We start from the raw sequence: 17,469 nt of genomic DNA, 5'->3' as shown, positions 1-17,469 counted from the left end.
ATTTATGGATATCAAACGCACACCTCTTGCTATTGTTCTGGCTGCCACCATGGCTACAGGCTGTAGTGCCAGCAATCGAGATGATACGCGCTCTGAATACTGCCGAAACGGTGGGTCTTCAACCGATTACACATGCGAACCTGGGCAACAATCCCCCGATCGTGAAGTGATCGACGCCAAATCTTTGCCATCTACCGACGAAGCGTGGATGCAAAGCAAGCTGGCCGAGATCAAAACTTGGCTCAAAGAAGAGAAAAAAGGCCAACCTGTGCCTTTGAATAATGCTCAGAAGCCTGCGACCGATCGCATTGTGGTTCGAGATCCATCCGCGACTGACCCAGAGCTGATGCGGATCGAAACCATGTCTCGCAATGGTGATCACCGTGCGGCCATGTCGGCGATCAACAGCTTTTTGACCTCTAACCCAAACAGTCTTGAGGGGACTCTGACTAAGAGTCTGGTACTCAATAACATGGGCGAGATAAAAGAAGCGGAAATGCTGCTTAAGCGCGCGATCAAAGAGCACCCATCATCGCCCGAGGTCTACAACAACCTTGCCGTTTTATACGCAGAGCAAGGCGATAACGGCCAGGCGATTGAAACCCTGTTACAAGCCTTTAGCACCCACCCAACGTACGCTCAGGTTCACCAGAACCTCCGCGAGCTATACGCTACCGTCGCATCGCAGGCTTACAGCCGTGCTCTGGATTTAAACCAGAAGCCTAACTCGCCTCAGCTGGTGATGTTGCGTCGCACTGCCGACGTAAATGTGCCGACGTTGGCGTATCAGCCGGCTCAGATTTCATCATCTAATAGCAGTGCGCAAACCATTGCGGCCGTGACTCCGCCGCCAGCGCCTAAGCCAGAACCAAAGCCAATTGCTAAAGTTGAGGCTAAGCCTGAGGTTAAGGTATCTGAGCCAGTAAAAGCGCCAGAGCCTCCAAAAGTTGAACCGAAACCAGAGCCTAAGCCAGTTGTTGTGGCCGCGAAGAAACCAGAGCCTGCGGTGGTCGAAGCGCCAAAGCCGAAAACAGAGCCTAAGGTGGAAGTGAAGGATCTAAGCATCAAGCCAGAACCGGCTAAGCCATCGGCTCCAGAACTGGTTCGTGAAGCGGTAGCCCACGTTAATCAATGGGCAGAGCATTGGCGCAATCAGAACGTGAATGGCTATGTGGGCAGCTACACGGCTGATTACAAGCCATCCGGTCTATCTCACTCTGGCTGGGTTGCACAACGTAAGCAACGTCTGAGCAAACCAACCTTTATCAAGGTGACGCTATCCGGTGTTAAGACAACTTTGGTTAACGACAACACTGCAAAAGTTGTGTTCACGCAGGGTTACCAGTCCAACACCTACCAGGACCAAACGCGTAAAGAGCTGACGCTGACACGCGTTAACGGTCAATGGCGCATCAGCGCAGAGCGTTCTTTATAAGTTATCGCTCACTACAAAAAACGCCGGTCTAACCGGCGTTTTTTTTGAGTTTGCATTTAAGGGTTAGTGGAGACCTCTTGCGTGATTCGCCACTGATCGCCATCTAAACGAAGCTGCAAGCTCTTTTGAGTTTCATCTTGATAGTTAGAGGCGCGATACACCTGCCAAAAAGTGACCTCCACGTGTGCTGCATCCAAGTGATTAAAACTCAGCGGACCAATATCCACACGGATCCACTTCGGCCGCTTCAGACGCGTTGCACGGCTTTTTACCCACGCTGCGTGACTGCTCGCATCCCCTTTATAATCGGCTGAATAGATCGATGTGTATTGATCCACATCCTGAGCACTCCACGCCTTTGCCCAAATGCTTACCGCTTCAGTAATGTCCGCTTCAGCAGTGATCTTAGGGTCGGTCGCTTTCGGAGTCTCGACGTTATGCCGCCCTGCGCTTTCTTGCACATCAGAAGCCTCCTCGTTAGGCGTGGCAGCTGGGCTAACTGTCGATTCGGAAAGCTGAGAGTTTGAGTTTGCTTCTTGGGTAGGCTCGGTGTCGATGCTTTCAGCGCTCTCTTGGTCCTTTGGAGGAACAGGCTGACCCTCGACATCATCGAGGGGCTCAACAGCTTGAGGCTCAGGCGATTCAGTAATATCTGGTTCAGCCACGTCCAGGGAAGCAACCGTCTCCTCTTTGGGGGACTCGTTGGAGATCGCCTCTTGTGATTCAGCAGTTGAGGGTTCACTTGCCAACTGCTGTGCAGGCTCTGGCTGAGTTGGATTCTCAGCCTGCCATTTTTTGATCAAAAACCAAGCGGTTGCGCCAATCACCAGACCGGTCATGGCCGCTGAAAACCACCAGCGTATTCCAGAGCGAAACATAGAGACGATCCTTAACAGAAACCCGCTCCCTCATTAACACTACACTGACTAAGGAATCCCTTTGGATGGGTCCCCTTCAAATGCGATTTTCCATTCGCCCTGTTCCCGCACCCAGTACTGGCGTTTAATCGACTCGCCTTTGTAGTTATTCGACTGGTAATCCTGACGGAAGGTAGCGACCATGAGGTCGGGATTATTTGGATAAGTAAACAAACTCAAATCATCAATGCCGACTTTGATGTACTCTTTCGCGCTGTTGACACGCTCTTTGTAGGCACTGAAACTATCGTAATTTCGTGAACCATCTTTGTAGGTTTTCGAGTAATGGCTGATGTAGCGGGAGTGATCTTTGCTTTCCCAATCTTGACGCCATTGATCAATGAAGGTGGCTAACTGGCCTTTCTGTTTTTTCCATTGATCTACGCTCACCCACTCGACACTTTTACCGATTAAGACCGGTGTATTCTTGATATCAACCAGCTTATCCAGCTCGATAAAGTCAGGGTTGGTTAGTGAGATACAACCTTCGCTGGCCTTAGGAGGGCGACTGTAGGTATCCACCGGCGACCCGTGCACCCAAATACCGTTTCCGGTGTGGCCTAAACGGTAATCCCACTGGTTTGGGTAGTTTATGGGCAACGCCCCTGAGCCGTAACGCTCTGGTAGGTTGCGATCTTGGTAGCGCATGGTCACAAAATAAACGCCGAGCGGCGTTTTAAGGTCGCCCTGCTTACGTTTTTCAGTACCACCGCGGCCATAAGAGGCATAGTAGTCTTTTACTAAGGTCGGTGTGCCGTTCACGTTCTCGAACAAGAACAAGCGCGAAAGGTCTGTATCAACCAAAATCAGATACTTCTGATCATCGCTCATCTGGACCAAGCTTTTCGGCACTAACCCTTGGCGACGGGTTTCTTTATAGGTCAGGCGGGCACGCGCCTCATCGATCAGCCCCTGAATCTGTTTTTTTCGCTGAGCCTGATCACCACCGGCTTCTCCCAGTGGGTTGGCTTGCGCTGCCAATAAGTCGGCATACACCAGTTGCGCCAAACGAAAGTCAGGGCGCTTTTGGGTCAGTTCTTGGAACTGTGTTAATGCATCATCAAATTGCTGAGAGGCCAATGATTCAAGCCCCTGGATTAAGAGTTCTTCATTTCCCTCTGACACGCCGTAGTCCGGTGCAGCCTGAACCGAAAGCACCGCCATAAGAGGAAGAGCACCCAGTGTTTGCCTCAGAAGTGTATGAATGTTGCGCATGTTCTACCTAATGATGTCTAACTTTAAAACTTCGCCAAAAGAGTTAGCGACCAAAGAATCAAATCTTTGAGACAGCTGACCGAATCATACCACAGTTAATGCTGACTCAAATGCCAAGTTCAGACCAAGTTTTACCTCAAAAGTGCCCCCGCATCATAAGATTATGCAAACTTGATCTAAGCCCAGCGTGCCTTAGCCACATTTGATGTATCGTTCGGTCAGCACCCTACGGTTTTGCACCAAAGAGGAACACATCACTGTTCTTTTTTTTAACAAACCAGCACCTTCATTGCTTGAAAAAAAAACACAACAAAGCTCACACTTCAAAAATTCTGGACGATACTGTTAATAGGTCGGGAACAAAGTTCGCCGGCTTGGTTGCGAAGAAACGGTCTTTTCTTGGACGTTCACGAGTAAAGGCCACCTAATTGCTGCAGTGCAACATTAAAGCCCCTGATGATGGATCTCCTCACTCGTGTTATGGGTAGGTCGGGTCTAACAAAAACCTGATCAATCAGTCAGGTTGGCTCAGACATTGCACTGATCAACATAGGTCACTTTTTCGTAAAGGCATTGTAAGAAAGTTGTGTTGACCCTGAACGATTAGAGGTGTAACACATCTAATTAGCTGTTAAAGCAAACCTAATTTCCTGAAAGAGCTGAACGGTCAGCTTTTTTAAAACATCGAATTAATCACCAGCAGCAAGAGTGAAATCGAGTCAATGAAAACTGTATAGCGTGGGCCAGACTGCCATCCAGGTTGTGTTTACCTTGGGCTCGCCGAATTGAGAAGGGGTGCAAGATATGGGTATCTTCGAACACTATAAGTCGCGTTACGAGTCAACCACCCAGGAAGAGATGAGCCTTACGGATTATCTCCAACTCTGTAAACAAGACCCGATGGCATTTGCCAGCGCTTCCGAGCGTATGCTCAAGGCGATCGGTGAGCCGGAGCTGGTCGACACCTCCCGCGACCCTCGTCTGAGTCGGATTTTTTCCAACAAAGTGATCAAGCGCTATCCAGCTTTTTCGGAGTTCTACGGCAACGAGGAAGCGATCGAAAGCATTGTCGCCTACTTCCGTCACGCCGCTCAAGGCCTGGAAGAACGTAAACAGATTCTTTACCTCCTGGGCCCTGTCGGTGGCGGTAAGTCATCGCTTGCAGAGCGTTTAAAACACCTCATGGAGCGCATCCCCTTCTATGCAATCAAGGGCTCACCGGTGTATGAATCCCCTCTTGGTTTATTCAATCCCGAAGAGGACGCTGAGATCCTCGAAGAGGAGTACGGCATTCCACGTCGCTACCTCAAAGGCATCATGTCCCCATGGGCAGTAAAACGTTTGCATGAATACGGCGGAGACATCTCGAAATTCCGCGTGGTGAAACTCTACCCATCCATCCTGAATCAGATCGCCATCGCGAAAACAGAACCTGGCGATGAGAACAACCAAGACATTTCAAGCTTGGTCGGTAAAGTGGATATCCGTAAGCTTGAGGAGTTTCCTCAACACGACCCCGATGCTTATAGCTTCTCGGGGGCGCTGTGTAACGCCAACCAAGGTGTTATGGAGTTCGTGGAGATGTTTAAAGCACCAATCAAGGTACTCCACCCGCTGCTGACCGCGACTCAGGAAGGTAACTACAACAGTACCGAAGGCATGGGCGCCATCCCGTACGACGGCGTCATTCTTGCCCACTCCAACGAATCCGAGTGGCAGAGCTTTAAGAACAACAAAACCAACGAAGCCTTCATTGACCGTGTGTACATCGTCAAAGTCCCGTACTGCACGCGCATCAAAGAAGAGATCAAAATTTACGAAAAACTGCTCGAAACCAGTTCGTTGAACAAAGCGCCGTGCGCGCCGGATACTTTGAACATGCTCGCGCAGTTCATTATCTTGTCGCGCCTTAAAGAGCCAGAAAACTCCAATCTGTACTCTAAAATGCGCGTCTACAATGGCGAGAACTTAAAAGACACCGACCCGAAAGCTAAGTCACTTCAAGAGTACAAGGACATGGCGGGTGTCGATGAGGGCATGAACGGTCTATCCACACGCTTTGCCTTTAAGATCCTCTCTAAGGTGTTCAACTTTGATCCATCCGAAGTGGCAGCCAACCCTGTTCATCTGATGTATGTGCTAGAAAGAGAGATCGAGCAGCAGCAGTTCCCGCAGGATACGCAAGAGGCTTACGTAAGCTTCATCAAAGAGTTCATTGCGCCCAAATACATCGAGTTACTGGGTAAAGAGATTCAAACCGCTTACCTTGAGTCCTACTCCGAGTACGGCCAGAACATCTTTGATCGCTATGTGACCTACGCGGACTTCTGGATTCAAGACCAAGAGTACCGAGACCCAGAAACCGGTGACATTCTGGATCGTCAGTCCATCAACGAAGAGCTCGAGAAGATCGAAAAACCAGCTGGCATCAGCAATCCGAAAGACTTCCGTCACGAGATTGTGAACTTTGTGCTGCGCGCCCGCGCCAACAACGAAGGCAAAAATCCATCGTGGATGAGCTACGAGAAGATGCGCACCGTGATCGAGAAGAAAATGTTCTCGAACACCGAAGATCTTCTGCCTGTTATCTCGTTCAATGCGAAAGCATCGTCCGACGAGCAGCATAAACACGGTGAGTTTGTGAAGCGCATGATCGAGCGGGGCTACACCGAGAAACAAGTTCGCTTGTTATCTGAGTGGTATATCCGCGTTCGAAAATCGCAGTAATCACCGCCCGACCGGCTAAGGAGAACGGAGCATGAGTTACATCATTGACCGCCGTCTCAACGGAAAAAAGAAAAGCACTGTGAACCGCCAGCGCTTTCTGAAACGCTATAAAAAGCAGATTAAGGAAGCGGTGGAAGAGTCCATCAAGCAGCGCTCTATTCAGGATCTGGACCGGGGTGGAAAGATTACCATCCCGCGTAAAGACACCAATGAGCCCATGTTTCACCACGGCCAAGGAGGCAAGCAAACTCGGGTATTTCCGGGTAACAAAGAGTTTACAACCGGTGACGAATTCCAACGCCCTCAAGGTGGGGGCGGCGGAGGCGGTGGTGGACAAGGCCAAGCCAGCAATCAAGGCGAAGGTGAAGATGAATTTAGCTTCCACATTAACCAAGAGGAGTTTTTGGACTTCATGTTTGAAGACCTCGAACTCCCCTATTTGGTAAAAAAGCAGCTCAAGGACAGTACCAGCTTTGAAACCAAGCGCGCGGGTTTCACGACCGCAGGCTCACCCGATAAGCTTAATATTGTTCGCTCGCTAAGAGCGGCCCATGCCCGCCGAATCGCTTTATCTGGCCCTAATCGTCAGGAGATTCGTTCACTTAAAAAACGTTTGTGGAATCTAGAGGATCAACCGGCGTCGGATGCGCGTACCGCCGAAATGGCCGAGATCCGCGAGAAGATCACGGAGCTTGAGAAATCCGTCAAAAAGCTACCCTTTATTGATGAGTTTGATCTTCGCTACAACAACATGGTTAAGCACCCTGTGCCTTCAAGCAAAGCGGTTATGTTTTGTTTGATGGATGTTTCAGGCTCGATGACGCAGTCCATCAAAGAGATGGCCAAGCGTTTTTTCATCTTGCTTTACCTCTTTTTGCAGCGAAACTACAAACACATTGAAGTGGTGTTTATTCGCCACCACACCCACGCCAAAGAGGTCACAGAGGAGGAGTTTTTCTACTCCCGCGAAACGGGCGGTACCATCGTATCAAGCGCCTTAGATCTGACCGCCGATATTTTGCGCAAACGCTACCCGCGCAACGACTGGAACGTGTATGTGGCTCAGGCATCGGATGGGGATAACTGGGAGGGTGACTCGCAACGTTGCTCAGATATCTTGTACAAAGAGATTCTTCGCGAAGTGCAGTACTTTGCCTATGTAGAGATCACCAACGGGCCACACCAAAACCTGTGGGAGGAATACCTTCAAGTCCACCAGCGTCATCCTGAGCAATTTGCGATTCAACACATCGAAGAGATGTCCGATATTTATCCGGTGTTTCGCAAACTCTTTGAACGTAAAACGGAGGGGGCGGCATGAGCAAACGCGAACCCATTTCCACCGGAGCCGAGTGGAGCTTTGAACTGATCGAAGCCTACGACAAAGAGATCGGTCGTGTGGCAAGAGAGTTTGGCCTGGACACCTACCCCAATCAAATTGAGATCATTACCTCTGAGCAGATGATGGATGCCTACGCCTCCGTCGGTATGCCACTCAACTACAACCATTGGTCCTACGGTAAGCAGTTTGTCCAAACCGAGCAGCAATACAAACGCGGCCAGATGGGTCTGGCCTACGAGATTGTAATCAATTCCAACCCGTGTATTGCCTATCTAATGGAAGAGAACACCATGACCATGCAAGCGCTGGTGATTGCGCACGCGTGCTATGGTCATAACTCCTTCTTTAAAGGCAATTACCTGTTCAAAACCTGGACCGACGCCTCGGCCATCATTGATTACTTGGTGTTTGCTAAGCAGTACATCGCCAAATGCGAGGAGCGCCACGGCGTAGAAGAGGTCGAGTCGGTTTTAGATTCGTGTCATGCCTTAATGAATTATGGGGTCAACCGCTACAAACGGCCTAAACCTTTAACCGCCGAAGAGGAGCAGGCCCGTATTGATGCGCGCGAAGAATACAACCAGCGCCATCTGAATCAGATCTGGAACACCATTCCGAAAAAAGCGGATGAAGAGAGCGCCAGAGAAGCGCCTAAGTTCCCACCGGAACCGGAAGAGAACATTCTCTATTTTATCGAGAAAAACGCGCCTCTCTTAGAGCCTTGGCAACGTGAGATTGTGCGTATCGTGCGTAAGATCTCCCAGTACTTTTATCCGCAAAAACAAACTCAAGTCATGAACGAGGGGTGGGCCACCTTTTGGCATTACACCTTGCTGAATAAACTCTACGAGGAAGGGCTGGTCACCGATGGCTTTATGATGGAGTTTCTGCACAGCCACTCCAGCGTGGTCTATCAACCCTCCTTTGATAGCCCCTACTTTTCAGGGATAAACCCCTACACCTTGGGCTTTAATATGATGTGCGACATTCGCCGCATCTGTGAAGACCCAACCCCAGAAGACCGGGAGTGGTTCCCAGACATTGCTGGGGCCGATTGGCTGAAAACCCTCGATTATGCGATGCGCAACTTTAAGGATGAGAGTTTTATCCTGCAGTATTTATCGCCCAAGCTTATTCGAGAACTGAAGCTCTTTACCATCTTAGATGATTCGGATTCCCCGACGTTAAAAGTCTCGGCCATTCACGATGATTCTGGCTATCGCCGCATTCGCGAAGATATCTCCGCTCAGTACAATCTGGGTAATCGGGAGCCTAACATCCAAGTGTACAACGTGGACGTTCGTGGAAACCGATCCTTGACCTTGCGTCATTATATGCATAACAACCGACCGCTGGGCGACGATACCGACGAGGTACTCAAACACATCCACCGACTGTGGGGGTTTGATGTACACCTGGAATCCGTGACCCCGGAGGACAAAGTAACCCGCACTTATCACTGTCCGCCAAAAGAGTTGCTTGAGATCGGCTAAGCCGATCTCATATACTTTGGGCTTCAACCTTAAATTTTGGATGAAGCCTAATGGATTGTTTATTTTGTAAGCTCATCAACAAAGAGATCCCAGCTAAGATTCTTTTTGAAGATGACGACGTTTTGGCCTTTGAAGACATTAACCCTCACGCGCCCTTCCATGGTTTGGTGATTCCAAAGAAACACATCCACACCTTGAACGATGTCACCGAAGAGGATCACACCCTTGTCGGTAAAGTGATCGCAACCGCCGCACACTTAGCAAAAGAGCACGGTTTTTCCAACGATGGTTACCGAACCGTCTTTAATTGCAACCCACATGGTGGACAGACGGTGTATCATATTCACCTGCACGTGTTAGGTGGCAAACCTTTAGGCTGGCCTCCGTATCAAGACTCGCTTAAAGTAGACGTGTAAGATACCAATAAAAATAAAGCTAAAGTTGGAGTAACTTTAGCTTCGTTTTGGGGTCATAGTCCCTTAAACGCGAAACATACCGAATTTGAAAGGAATCTCTGTCATGAAACGACGCATATCATTTTTTGCGATTTCGTCTCTGGCACTTGCTGTTCTTAGCGGCTGCAGTGTCTTCAAACCTACACAGGACGTTAACCAGTCCTCTAACGTTCAGCGCCAAAACAGCTTACTCCCGCCCAACCCCAAACCGGGTGAATGCTATGCACGTGTAGTGGTGTTACCTGAAAACAGCGATGCAAACCTTAAGATTGATGCCAGCGCATCCAATCAGCATTTTGAAACGGTTGAGCCTAAATTTGAGTGGGTTGAAGAACGCGTTTTAATCAAAGACGCGTCGGAATCCACCGAGATCATCCCGGCTAAATACAAAACCGTTACTGAAGAGATCCAAGTATCGGATTCGGCCGATGAGCTTATCCGCATTCCTGCAAAGTATGAAACGGTTACGGAACAAGTCTTAGTCCGCCCTGCACACACCGAGTGGAAAAAAGGCACGGGGCCTATCTCCAAACGTGATGAGCAAACCGGTGAGATCCTCTGTTTAGTCGAAGTACCCGCCGAATACAAAACCGTCACGAAAGAAGTGTTGGTCGAACCTGAAACCGTTAAAAAAGTGTCGGTACCGGGTAAAACTCAAACCATCACCCGACGCGTTTTAGTCAAGCCTGCGACTTCTCGTACCGTTAAGATCCCGGCTGAATATCAGACCGTTAAGGTGCGCAAGTTGGTGAACTCGGGCGAGCCTCGTGTGATTGCCAGCAACGGCCAAGCACAGGCGGCCGATGCCTACCTTGAGTGGCGTCCTATTTTATGCGAGACCAACACGACTAAAGACCTCGTTAAGCGACTTCAACAAAGCTTGAAAAACAAGGGTTACAACCCAGGTATTGTCGATGGCATCATGGGGCGCAAAACCATGCGTGCGGTTACAGCCTATCAGCGGGATCAAAAACTCCCCTCCGGTCAGCTAACGCTAGGCACTCTTGAATCCTTAGGTGTTCAAATCTGAGGACTGATGATCACCTCGCTAGATTAAGAAAGGCCCTGATGGGCCTTTTTGCTGTCTGTTGATTGTGAATCAATCGAGTATCAATGAGTCAACAACCAGTAGGCGATCCAAAGCATTAAGCAGCCAATCCCCAAATCGATCCAGCGCCACACATTGGGCTTTTTCAACACTGGAGATAAAGCCTGTGCGGCGGCGGCAAGCACCGTAAACCACACCACGGATGCGGTCACTGCGCCCAACCAAAAGCCGTTTTTCTCGCCCCCTTCCAGCTGGTTACCAATACTGCCCAACAGCACCACCGTATCGATATAGACATGCGGATTTAACAAGCTCACGGCCAATGTGGTCATCACCGTGCGGGTCAGCGTGGTGTACATCATGTTCGGGCTCAGCCCTTTAGGGTGCATAAACCCTTTAAAACAGCCGATGGAATACCAGAGTAAAAACGCTGCGCCACCGTAGCGAAGCACGTCCAGAATCAGCGGCCAAGTTTCAAACACATACCCGCCCCCTAACATACCAGCGCTGATCAGCACCGCATCGCAACTCATGCAAATGAGTGCAACCCACCAATGATGATGTTTTTGTACGCCCTGCCCCAGTACAAAGGCGTTTTGCGCGCCGATGGCTACGATCAGCACAATGGCACTGCTGAAACCTTGAAGAACATTGATAATCGACATGATATTACTGCTTATGTAAGGATATCGGGTGATAAAAGCTTGAAAGAATCGTCATTTTGCACAAGACTAAAAATAAAGAAAAACTGATAATTTTAATGAAAGATAAGTAAAGCTAATGATCGACTATCGTCAAATCCAAGCCTTAGCCATTGTTATAGAAGAACAAAACTTTGAGCGTGCCGCCGCGAGATTACACGTAACCCAATCGGCCATTTCCCAGCGCATCAAGCAATTAGAGGAGCACGTAGGCCAAGCCTTGCTGATCCGCTCTCACCCTTTAACGCCCACCGACGCAGGCCAAAGCCTGCTAAAACATTATCGTCAGGTCGAGCTGTTGCAAACCCATTTGATGGAAGAGCTCAGCCCAGATGATGTGGGTGGCTTTACGCGACTCTCGATCGGGTTAAACGCCGACACCCTTGCCACTTGGTTTCTACCTGCGTTGGAGCCATTGTTAAACGAGCATGCCTTATTGCTGGACCTTAAAGTCGATGATCAGGACCAGACTCTACAGCTCCAAAAACAAGGGGATGTCATGGGCTGCATCACAGCAAACGAAAAACCGCTGCAAGGCTGCCACTCCATCCCATTGGGTGTTTGCGTGTACCGCGCGTTTGCCTCCCCAAGTTTTATGCAGCAGTACTTTGCCGAAGGGGTCGATCGTGCGGCCGTTCGTAAAGCACCGGTGGTTGACTACAACCACAAGGATGCGCTGCAAATTCGCTATTTACGCAGCTTCTATCATTTGGAACCCAGTGAATATCAATGCCACCGTATCCCTGCGGCCGAGCCGTTTGTGGATCTTATTCTACGTGGCTTTGGCCTGGGTATGATTCCCGATCAGCTTGCCGACCCGTTGGTGGAACAAGGACGTTTGGTTGATATCGCGCCGGGTCAGTTTTTAGCGGTACCTCTGTATTGGCATGTCTGGAGTTTAAAAACGCCGCTAGCAAAACACCTAACGGACGCACTGGTGCGTGCTGCAGAGGCCGAGCTGGCTCCGTTTGATCAATACCCAGACTTGTACCGACCGAAGCTGACTCGTTAACGCTGATGTAGGTCATTGTCATTTTGTTGCAGTGCGGCATAATCATACTCTCGTGGCAGTAACTTTTTACACCTTGTACTGATCAATGGATCTGACCCTTTAGGATCGAATCTTCAAAAGGAGTGAGTGATGAACATGCCTGCCCAGCCACCTGCACATGATCAATTAGAGTTCTTCATTGAACAAGCCGCTAACGATCAACCGATTCGCACCGCCGTCGTTCATCCGGTATCCCACAACGGACTGCTCGGTGCCGTTGAAGCGGCCGAGAAAGGCTTAATCCAACCGATTTTGATTGGCCCGCTTGCCAAGATTCGAAGCGCAGCCGAACAAGAAGGCATCGATATTTCCGCTTACGAGTGTGTTGATGTGGAACACAGCCACGCCGCGGCCGAAAAAGCCTGTGAGCTGGCCCGCCAAGGGAAGGCCGATGCACTGATGAAGGGGGATCTTGGTAGCTCGGAGCTGATCAGCGCCATTATCAACAAGCAGACCGGCCTTCGCACCGAACGCCGCTTAAGCCATGTCTTTGTGTTTGATGTCCCGCATTACCATAAGCCGCTGGTCATTACCGATGGAGCCATTAATGTCGCCCCTTCTTTAGATGACAAACGCGACATCACACAAAACGCCATCGATTTTTGTCACGCCCTAGGCATTACCACCCCTAAAGTGGCGATTCTTGCGGCGGTCGAAAAAGTGAAAGCCTACATGCCAAGCACCATTGATGCGGCCTGTTTGTGCAAAATGGCCGACCGTGGCCAAATTACCGGCGGTGTATTGGATGGCCCATTGGCGTTTGATAATGCCATATCCAAACAAGCCGCGCTGGATAAACACATCAACTCCCCCGTCTCTGGAGAGGCCGATATTTTACTGGCGCCGGATTTGGAAGCGGCGAACATGATCGCCAAGCAGCTTATCTACCTAGCGGAGGCAAAATCAGCGGGTCTGGCTTTGGGCGCACGCGTGCCGATCATCCTGACCAGCCGAGCCGAAACACCGTTAGGTCGTTTAGCGTCCTGCGCATTGGCTTCGTACATGGTTCGCCACGCCAACAACACCTAAGGGAGTCTCGTTATGCAAACCGTTTTAACGATTAACGCAGGCTCCTCCAGTTTAAAAGCAACGCTGTTTCTTACAGGCCCGGTTCAGGAACAACCTATTGTTCAGATCAAGCTGGGGAATTTGCTGGGCAATACTCGGCTGAGCATTAAAGATGCCGATGGAAGTACCTTGGTGGAGGATCATATCGATCTGAACTGCGATGAGGACGAACGCCATCACAGCGCATTGGATTTTGTGCTTAATTGGATCGCCGAAAACCGAAGCCAATACCACATAACGGCGTTTGGCCACCGAATTGTTCACGGGGGTAAGCACTTCCTAACCCCAACGCTTCTGGATCACAAAAGCGTTGAACACTTAAAGACTCTGATACCTTTAGCCCCCCTGCATCAGCCGTACAACACCCTATTGATTGATTGCTGCCATGCATTAATGCCAAGCCTTCCACAAATTGGCTGCTTCGACACCATGTTTCACGCCAGCCAATCCGATCTTGAGCGCCACTACGCCCTGCCACGAGAATTAACAGAAGCAGGCATTCAGCGTTATGGATTTCATGGTCTATCCTACGAATACATTGTCTATCGTTTAGGTCAGATTCGCCCACGGGCTGAAAAACGCAAAACGGTGATCTGTCATTTAGGGGCCGGTGCCAGCATGTGTGCGGTAAAAGAGGGAAAAAGTGTGGCTTCATCGATGGGCTTTACCGCGGTGGACGGTTTACCGATGGGCTCGCGTTGCGGCTCGATTGACCCTGGAGTGATTCTCTATCTAGAACGCAACTACCAGATGACACCCGATCAGATCGAACACCTGATCTACAAAGAGAGTGGCTGGCTTGGGGTGTCTGGGGAGTCCTCCGATATGATTCGCTTAAAGCGCTCAAACAGCCCAGAAGCACAAGAAGCCATCGCCATGTTTGCGTACCGCATCGCACTGGAACTCGGTCGTTTAACCGCCGCCTTAGGGGGACTTGAACAGCTGATCTTTACAGGCGGTGTCGGTGAAAACGACGCCGAGCTTCGTGCCCGTGTCTGTGAACAAAGCGCGTGGTTGGGTATTCAGCTCGATACCGAGGCCAACCGGTCATCCGCTTTGAACATCAACTCAGAAGGCAGCTCTGTCGAGGTATGGATCATCCCCACCAATGAGGAGGCGATGATCGCGCACCATGTCACCGAAGTAATTGGTGCCTAATTATCTGTGATCTGCCAAACAGCAGCCAGCGTAGGATGGTCAATTGACTGATATCTGCGGAGCCTTTGATGCGCACCTTGCTGCTGTTTGGTAATGATTTACGAATCCACGATAATCCGGCTTTATCCGAAGCGGCCCTCGCATCAAAACTGCACTGCCTTTTCGTCATTGACCCGGCACTGTTTAAACCCGGCCGTTACCAACAACCAGCGCTCTCACCTAAACGCTGGCGCTTTTTGCAAGAAGCGCTCACACAGTTGGATCAGTCCCTAAACGCACTGGGGCAATGGTTGGATGTTCAGCAAGGTCACTGGGTGGAAGTCGTCTCCCACACCATCGAATCCTTAGAGATCGAGAAAGTCGTACTCTCACGCCCCGTCGGTATAGATGAGCTAAAAGCGCTCGATCAACTGAAAAAGCGTTGCCCAGCAACACGCTTTTCGGTGATCGATACCTTTACGTTATTTGAACAAGGCCAATCGGATCTGCTCGATACCAAGTTGCCCAAACACTTTACCCCGTTTCGACACAGAGCCAATTCGCTGACGGTTACCAAACCCTGTTCGGCCGTTCGCGCGTTACCTTCCCCACTGCAACCACCATCTGAATCATCACTCCTGAGTGCAGACACTACCCAGGATCATGCTCTTGCCGCCCACGGTGGAGAAGGCGCTGCGCTTAGTCACCTAAAGGCTTATTTTAATAGCCAAGCGCCGATTCATTACAAAGCCACTCGCAATGCATTGTCGGATTGGGAAGCATCGTCCAAGTGCTCGTTTTGGCTCAGCCAAGGGGCTCTATCGTGCCGTACGCTCTGGAAAGCGACGCTCGATTACGAGCAACAGCACGGGAAAAACGAAGGAACCGACTGGCTGCGATTTGAGCTCTTATGGCGCGAGTATTTTCAGTGGCTAGCCAGACAACAAGGTCAACGCTTGTTCGCGTTTAAAGGGGTAGCGAAGCACCCGCCCCTCACCAGCTTTTATCCACAACGTTTTCGAGCGTGGTGTGAGGGAGAAACCCCTTACCCTTTGGTCAATGCCATCTTGAAGGAGCTCAGTGAAACGGGATATATCTCTAACCGGGCTCGTCAAATCGCGGCCAGTGCTCTGGTGAATGAGCTGCAAGTCGACTGGCGTTATGGGGCGGCGTGGTTCGAACAACACCTTCTGGATTACGATGTTGCCAGCAATTGGGGTAACTGGCAGTACATTGCCGGTGTCGGGGCGGACCCTCGGGGTGGACGTCACTTTAACCTTGAAAAACAACGCCAACAATTTGATCCAGAGGGGCACTATCAAACACGATGGCTTGGGCCTCAGGCACACAAAGCCGCACCATTGGACAGCGTGGATGCGGCCGATTGGCCGATCATGCCATGACCAATAACGAACGACCTTCCATCAATATCGTGTGGTTTAAACGGGATCTTCGCTTAACCGATCACACTCCGCTTCGTTTAGCGATTGAACACAATAAACCGATTGTATTGCTCTATGTTGTAGAGCCGATGCTATTGGATGACCCACACTACAGTGAGCAGCATTGGCGCTTTATCTGGCAATCGTTAGAGGACCTGAACCGTCAGCTAACGCCATATCAAAGCCGTATCCAAGTGGTGCACGCTCCATTGCCGGATGCTTTTGAGCAGATAGTGAAGGTTGCGGATATCGATCACCTTTACAGCCATGAAGAGGTCGGCCTTAACAACACCTTCGCTCGAGATAAAGCCGTCAAAGCTTGGTGTAATAACCACGGCGTTTTATGGCATGAAACGCCGCTGGGGGCCGTGATACGCGGTGCTAAAAATCGCGATAATTGGGATGCACACAGGAAACGCACCATGCGAAGCCCAATGGATACGCCCGATTTAGGGTCACTTAAAACGTTTCATCTACCCAGTGATATTTTTTCCGAATGGACAGCGCCCACCAGCTGGACGTTGGATGACACTCATCGACAAACCGGTGGCTCAACCGCCGCTTGGCAAGTGGTAGAGTCCTTCTATCAAGGACGCGGGCGCGACTATCATTATCGCATTTCAAAACCGATGGAGAGCCAACAAAGCTGCTCTAGGCTCTCGCCCTATCTGGCGTTTGGGAACATTAGCCTTCGCGAGGTGTATCAAACTTTGCTCCGCCAGTGGAAACAACCCGGTTGGCACAAGGCTTTAAGGGCATTAGCCTCGCGTTTGCATTGGCATTGTCACTTTATTCAAAAATTTGAAAGCGAATCGGAGATGGAGTTTCGTCCCGTCAATCAGGCGTATCAACGCCTTGATTACCGCACGGATGATCTAGTCGACCTACACGTTGAGGCCTGGTTGCAAGGCCAAACCGGTTACCCGCTGGTGGATGCCTGCATGCGCTGCTTGAACACGACCGGTTACATCAATTTTCGGATGCGCGCGATGCTGGTGAGCTTTCTTTGCCATCATCTCAAAATTGATTGGCGAAGGGCCGCTGCCCCGTTAGCGCAGCGCTTTTTGGACTTTGAGCCAGGCATCCATTACCCACAAATTCAGATGCAGGCTGGGGTCACAGGCACAAATACCCTTCGAATTTACAACCCGACAAAACAAGCGCAGGACCACGACCCCGAGGGGCTGTTTATCGCCAAGTGGATTCCCGAGCTTGCGCCCCTTCCGCCGGCGCTACGCCAAGAACCTTGGTTAATGACACCCATGGAAGAGGTCATGTTGGAGGTCACTCTGGGCAAGGACTACCCCAAGCGCATCATTGATATACAGATAACCGGGGCTGAAGCCCGCGAGCGTCTTTGGTCGTTCCGCTCCCGCGCCGATGTTAAAGCTGAAAGCAAGCGCATCTTAGCGCGCCACGTACGAGCGGACACTTAAAC

The 17,469-nt window shown here is 50.4% G+C and carries 14 protein-coding genes; 11 read left to right on the top strand and 3 right to left on the bottom strand.

Annotated elements, in window-relative coordinates; all coding sequences use genetic code 11:
- Positions 1-4 precede the first annotated feature (4 nt).
- Positions 5-1,435, top strand: a complete 1,431-nt coding sequence (locus ACXAF9_RS07685; protein ID WP_475072497.1) for a tetratricopeptide repeat protein — start codon at positions 5-7, stop codon at positions 1,433-1,435.
- Positions 1,436-1,491: 56 nt separating this feature from the next.
- Here ACXAF9_RS07685 and ACXAF9_RS07680 read toward each other — a convergent pair whose 3' ends face one another.
- Together ACXAF9_RS07680 and ACXAF9_RS07675 are read right to left on the bottom strand one after the other, a co-directional pair.
- Positions 1,492-2,313 carry a L,D-transpeptidase Cds6 family protein gene (locus tag ACXAF9_RS07680; RefSeq protein ID WP_475072494.1) on the bottom strand — a complete coding sequence of 274 codons (822 nt, stop codon included), beginning with the start codon at positions 2,311-2,313 and terminating at the stop codon, positions 1,492-1,494.
- 48 nt (positions 2,314-2,361) lie between these two features.
- Positions 2,362-3,567 carry a L,D-transpeptidase family protein gene (locus ACXAF9_RS07675; RefSeq protein ID WP_475072490.1) on the bottom strand — a complete coding sequence of 402 codons (1,206 nt, stop codon included), beginning with the start codon at positions 3,565-3,567 and terminating at the stop codon, positions 2,362-2,364.
- An 804-nt stretch (positions 3,568-4,371) separates the two neighbouring features.
- Here ACXAF9_RS07675 and ACXAF9_RS07670 point away from each other — a divergent pair.
- The 5 genes from ACXAF9_RS07670 (at position 4,372) to ACXAF9_RS07650 (ending at position 10,614) form a co-directional block, all read left to right on the top strand.
- Positions 4,372-6,294, top strand: coding sequence for a PrkA family serine protein kinase (locus ACXAF9_RS07670; protein WP_475072488.1), 1,923 nt, complete (start codon positions 4,372-4,374; stop codon positions 6,292-6,294).
- A 31-nt stretch (positions 6,295-6,325) separates the two neighbouring features.
- Positions 6,326-7,615, top strand: a complete 1,290-nt coding sequence (locus ACXAF9_RS07665; RefSeq protein WP_475072486.1) for a YeaH/YhbH family protein — start codon at positions 6,326-6,328, stop codon at positions 7,613-7,615.
- Positions 7,612-9,129 carry a SpoVR family protein gene (locus ACXAF9_RS07660; RefSeq protein ID WP_475072484.1) on the top strand — a complete coding sequence of 506 codons (1,518 nt, stop codon included), beginning with the start codon at positions 7,612-7,614 and terminating at the stop codon, positions 9,127-9,129. The genes ACXAF9_RS07665 and ACXAF9_RS07660 overlap by 4 nt, the downstream gene beginning before the upstream one ends.
- Before the next feature lie 50 nt (positions 9,130-9,179).
- A complete protein-coding gene (locus tag ACXAF9_RS07655) occupies positions 9,180-9,545 on the top strand; it encodes a histidine triad nucleotide-binding protein (RefSeq protein WP_475072483.1) in 366 nt (121 codons plus the stop codon).
- 103 nt (positions 9,546-9,648) lie between these two features.
- Positions 9,649-10,614, top strand: a complete 966-nt coding sequence (locus ACXAF9_RS07650; RefSeq protein ID WP_475072481.1) for a peptidoglycan-binding domain-containing protein — start codon at positions 9,649-9,651, stop codon at positions 10,612-10,614.
- 80 nt (positions 10,615-10,694) lie between these two features.
- Here the strand turns inward: ACXAF9_RS07650 and ACXAF9_RS07645 are convergent, their stop codons facing one another.
- Positions 10,695-11,297 carry a LysE/ArgO family amino acid transporter gene (locus ACXAF9_RS07645; protein WP_475072480.1) on the bottom strand — a complete coding sequence of 201 codons (603 nt, stop codon included), beginning with the start codon at positions 11,295-11,297 and terminating at the stop codon, positions 10,695-10,697.
- A gap of 115 nt (positions 11,298-11,412) precedes the next feature.
- Here ACXAF9_RS07645 and ACXAF9_RS07640 point away from each other — a divergent pair, with 115 nt between their 5' ends.
- The 5 genes from ACXAF9_RS07640 (at position 11,413) to ACXAF9_RS07620 (ending at position 17,467) form a co-directional block, all read left to right on the top strand.
- Positions 11,413-12,345, top strand: coding sequence for a LysR family transcriptional regulator ArgP (locus ACXAF9_RS07640; RefSeq protein ID WP_475072479.1), 933 nt, complete (start codon positions 11,413-11,415; stop codon positions 12,343-12,345).
- Positions 12,346-12,474: 129 nt separating this feature from the next.
- Positions 12,475-13,413, top strand: a complete 939-nt coding sequence (locus tag ACXAF9_RS07635) for a bifunctional enoyl-CoA hydratase/phosphate acetyltransferase (protein ID WP_475072477.1) — start codon at positions 12,475-12,477, stop codon at positions 13,411-13,413.
- A gap of 12 nt (positions 13,414-13,425) precedes the next feature.
- Positions 13,426-14,610 (top strand): acetate/propionate family kinase, encoded by a 1,185-nt coding sequence (locus ACXAF9_RS07630; protein ID WP_475072475.1) that lies wholly within the window; start codon positions 13,426-13,428, stop codon positions 14,608-14,610.
- Positions 14,611-14,678: 68 nt separating this feature from the next.
- The gene (locus ACXAF9_RS07625; protein ID WP_475072474.1) at positions 14,679-15,992 is read left to right on the top strand and encodes a DASH family cryptochrome; all 1,314 of its coding nucleotides are present in this window, start codon (positions 14,679-14,681) and stop codon (positions 15,990-15,992) included.
- Complete coding sequence (locus tag ACXAF9_RS07620; RefSeq protein ID WP_475072472.1) at positions 15,917-17,467, top strand: FAD-binding domain-containing protein; 1,551 nt, start codon at positions 15,917-15,919, stop codon at positions 17,465-17,467. The genes ACXAF9_RS07625 and ACXAF9_RS07620 overlap by 76 nt, the downstream gene beginning before the upstream one ends.
- The last annotated feature ends 2 nt before the right edge of the window (positions 17,468-17,469 follow it).

The organism is Neptunomonas sp. ABH4_499 (assembly GCF_056160565.1).
The sequence above is the reverse complement of the archived record's forward strand: the minus strand, read 5'-3'. Positions and strand labels throughout refer to the sequence as shown.

What these genes read in the sequence shown, in the direction of transcription:
- ACXAF9_RS07685 (WP_475072497.1), top strand. Translation starts at nt 5, where the DNA reads ATGGATATCAAACGCACACCTCTTGCTATTGTTCTGGCTGCCACCATG.
- ACXAF9_RS07680 (WP_475072494.1), bottom strand. Translation starts at nt 2,313, where the DNA reads ATGTTTCGCTCTGGAATACGCTGGTGGTTTTCAGCGGCCATGACCGGT.
- ACXAF9_RS07675 (WP_475072490.1), bottom strand. Translation starts at nt 3,567, where the DNA reads ATGCGCAACATTCATACACTTCTGAGGCAAACACTGGGTGCTCTTCCT.
- ACXAF9_RS07670 (WP_475072488.1), top strand. Translation starts at nt 4,372, where the DNA reads ATGGGTATCTTCGAACACTATAAGTCGCGTTACGAGTCAACCACCCAG.
- ACXAF9_RS07665 (WP_475072486.1), top strand. Translation starts at nt 6,326, where the DNA reads ATGAGTTACATCATTGACCGCCGTCTCAACGGAAAAAAGAAAAGCACT.
- ACXAF9_RS07660 (WP_475072484.1), top strand. Translation starts at nt 7,612, where the DNA reads ATGAGCAAACGCGAACCCATTTCCACCGGAGCCGAGTGGAGCTTTGAA.
- ACXAF9_RS07655 (WP_475072483.1), top strand. Translation starts at nt 9,180, where the DNA reads ATGGATTGTTTATTTTGTAAGCTCATCAACAAAGAGATCCCAGCTAAG.
- ACXAF9_RS07650 (WP_475072481.1), top strand. Translation starts at nt 9,649, where the DNA reads ATGAAACGACGCATATCATTTTTTGCGATTTCGTCTCTGGCACTTGCT.
- ACXAF9_RS07645 (WP_475072480.1), bottom strand. Translation starts at nt 11,297, where the DNA reads ATGTCGATTATCAATGTTCTTCAAGGTTTCAGCAGTGCCATTGTGCTG.
- ACXAF9_RS07640 (WP_475072479.1), top strand. Translation starts at nt 11,413, where the DNA reads ATGATCGACTATCGTCAAATCCAAGCCTTAGCCATTGTTATAGAAGAA.
- ACXAF9_RS07635 (WP_475072477.1), top strand. Translation starts at nt 12,475, where the DNA reads ATGAACATGCCTGCCCAGCCACCTGCACATGATCAATTAGAGTTCTTC.
- ACXAF9_RS07630 (WP_475072475.1), top strand. Translation starts at nt 13,426, where the DNA reads ATGCAAACCGTTTTAACGATTAACGCAGGCTCCTCCAGTTTAAAAGCA.
- ACXAF9_RS07625 (WP_475072474.1), top strand. Translation starts at nt 14,679, where the DNA reads ATGCGCACCTTGCTGCTGTTTGGTAATGATTTACGAATCCACGATAAT.
- ACXAF9_RS07620 (WP_475072472.1), top strand. Translation starts at nt 15,917, where the DNA reads ATGGCTTGGGCCTCAGGCACACAAAGCCGCACCATTGGACAGCGTGGA.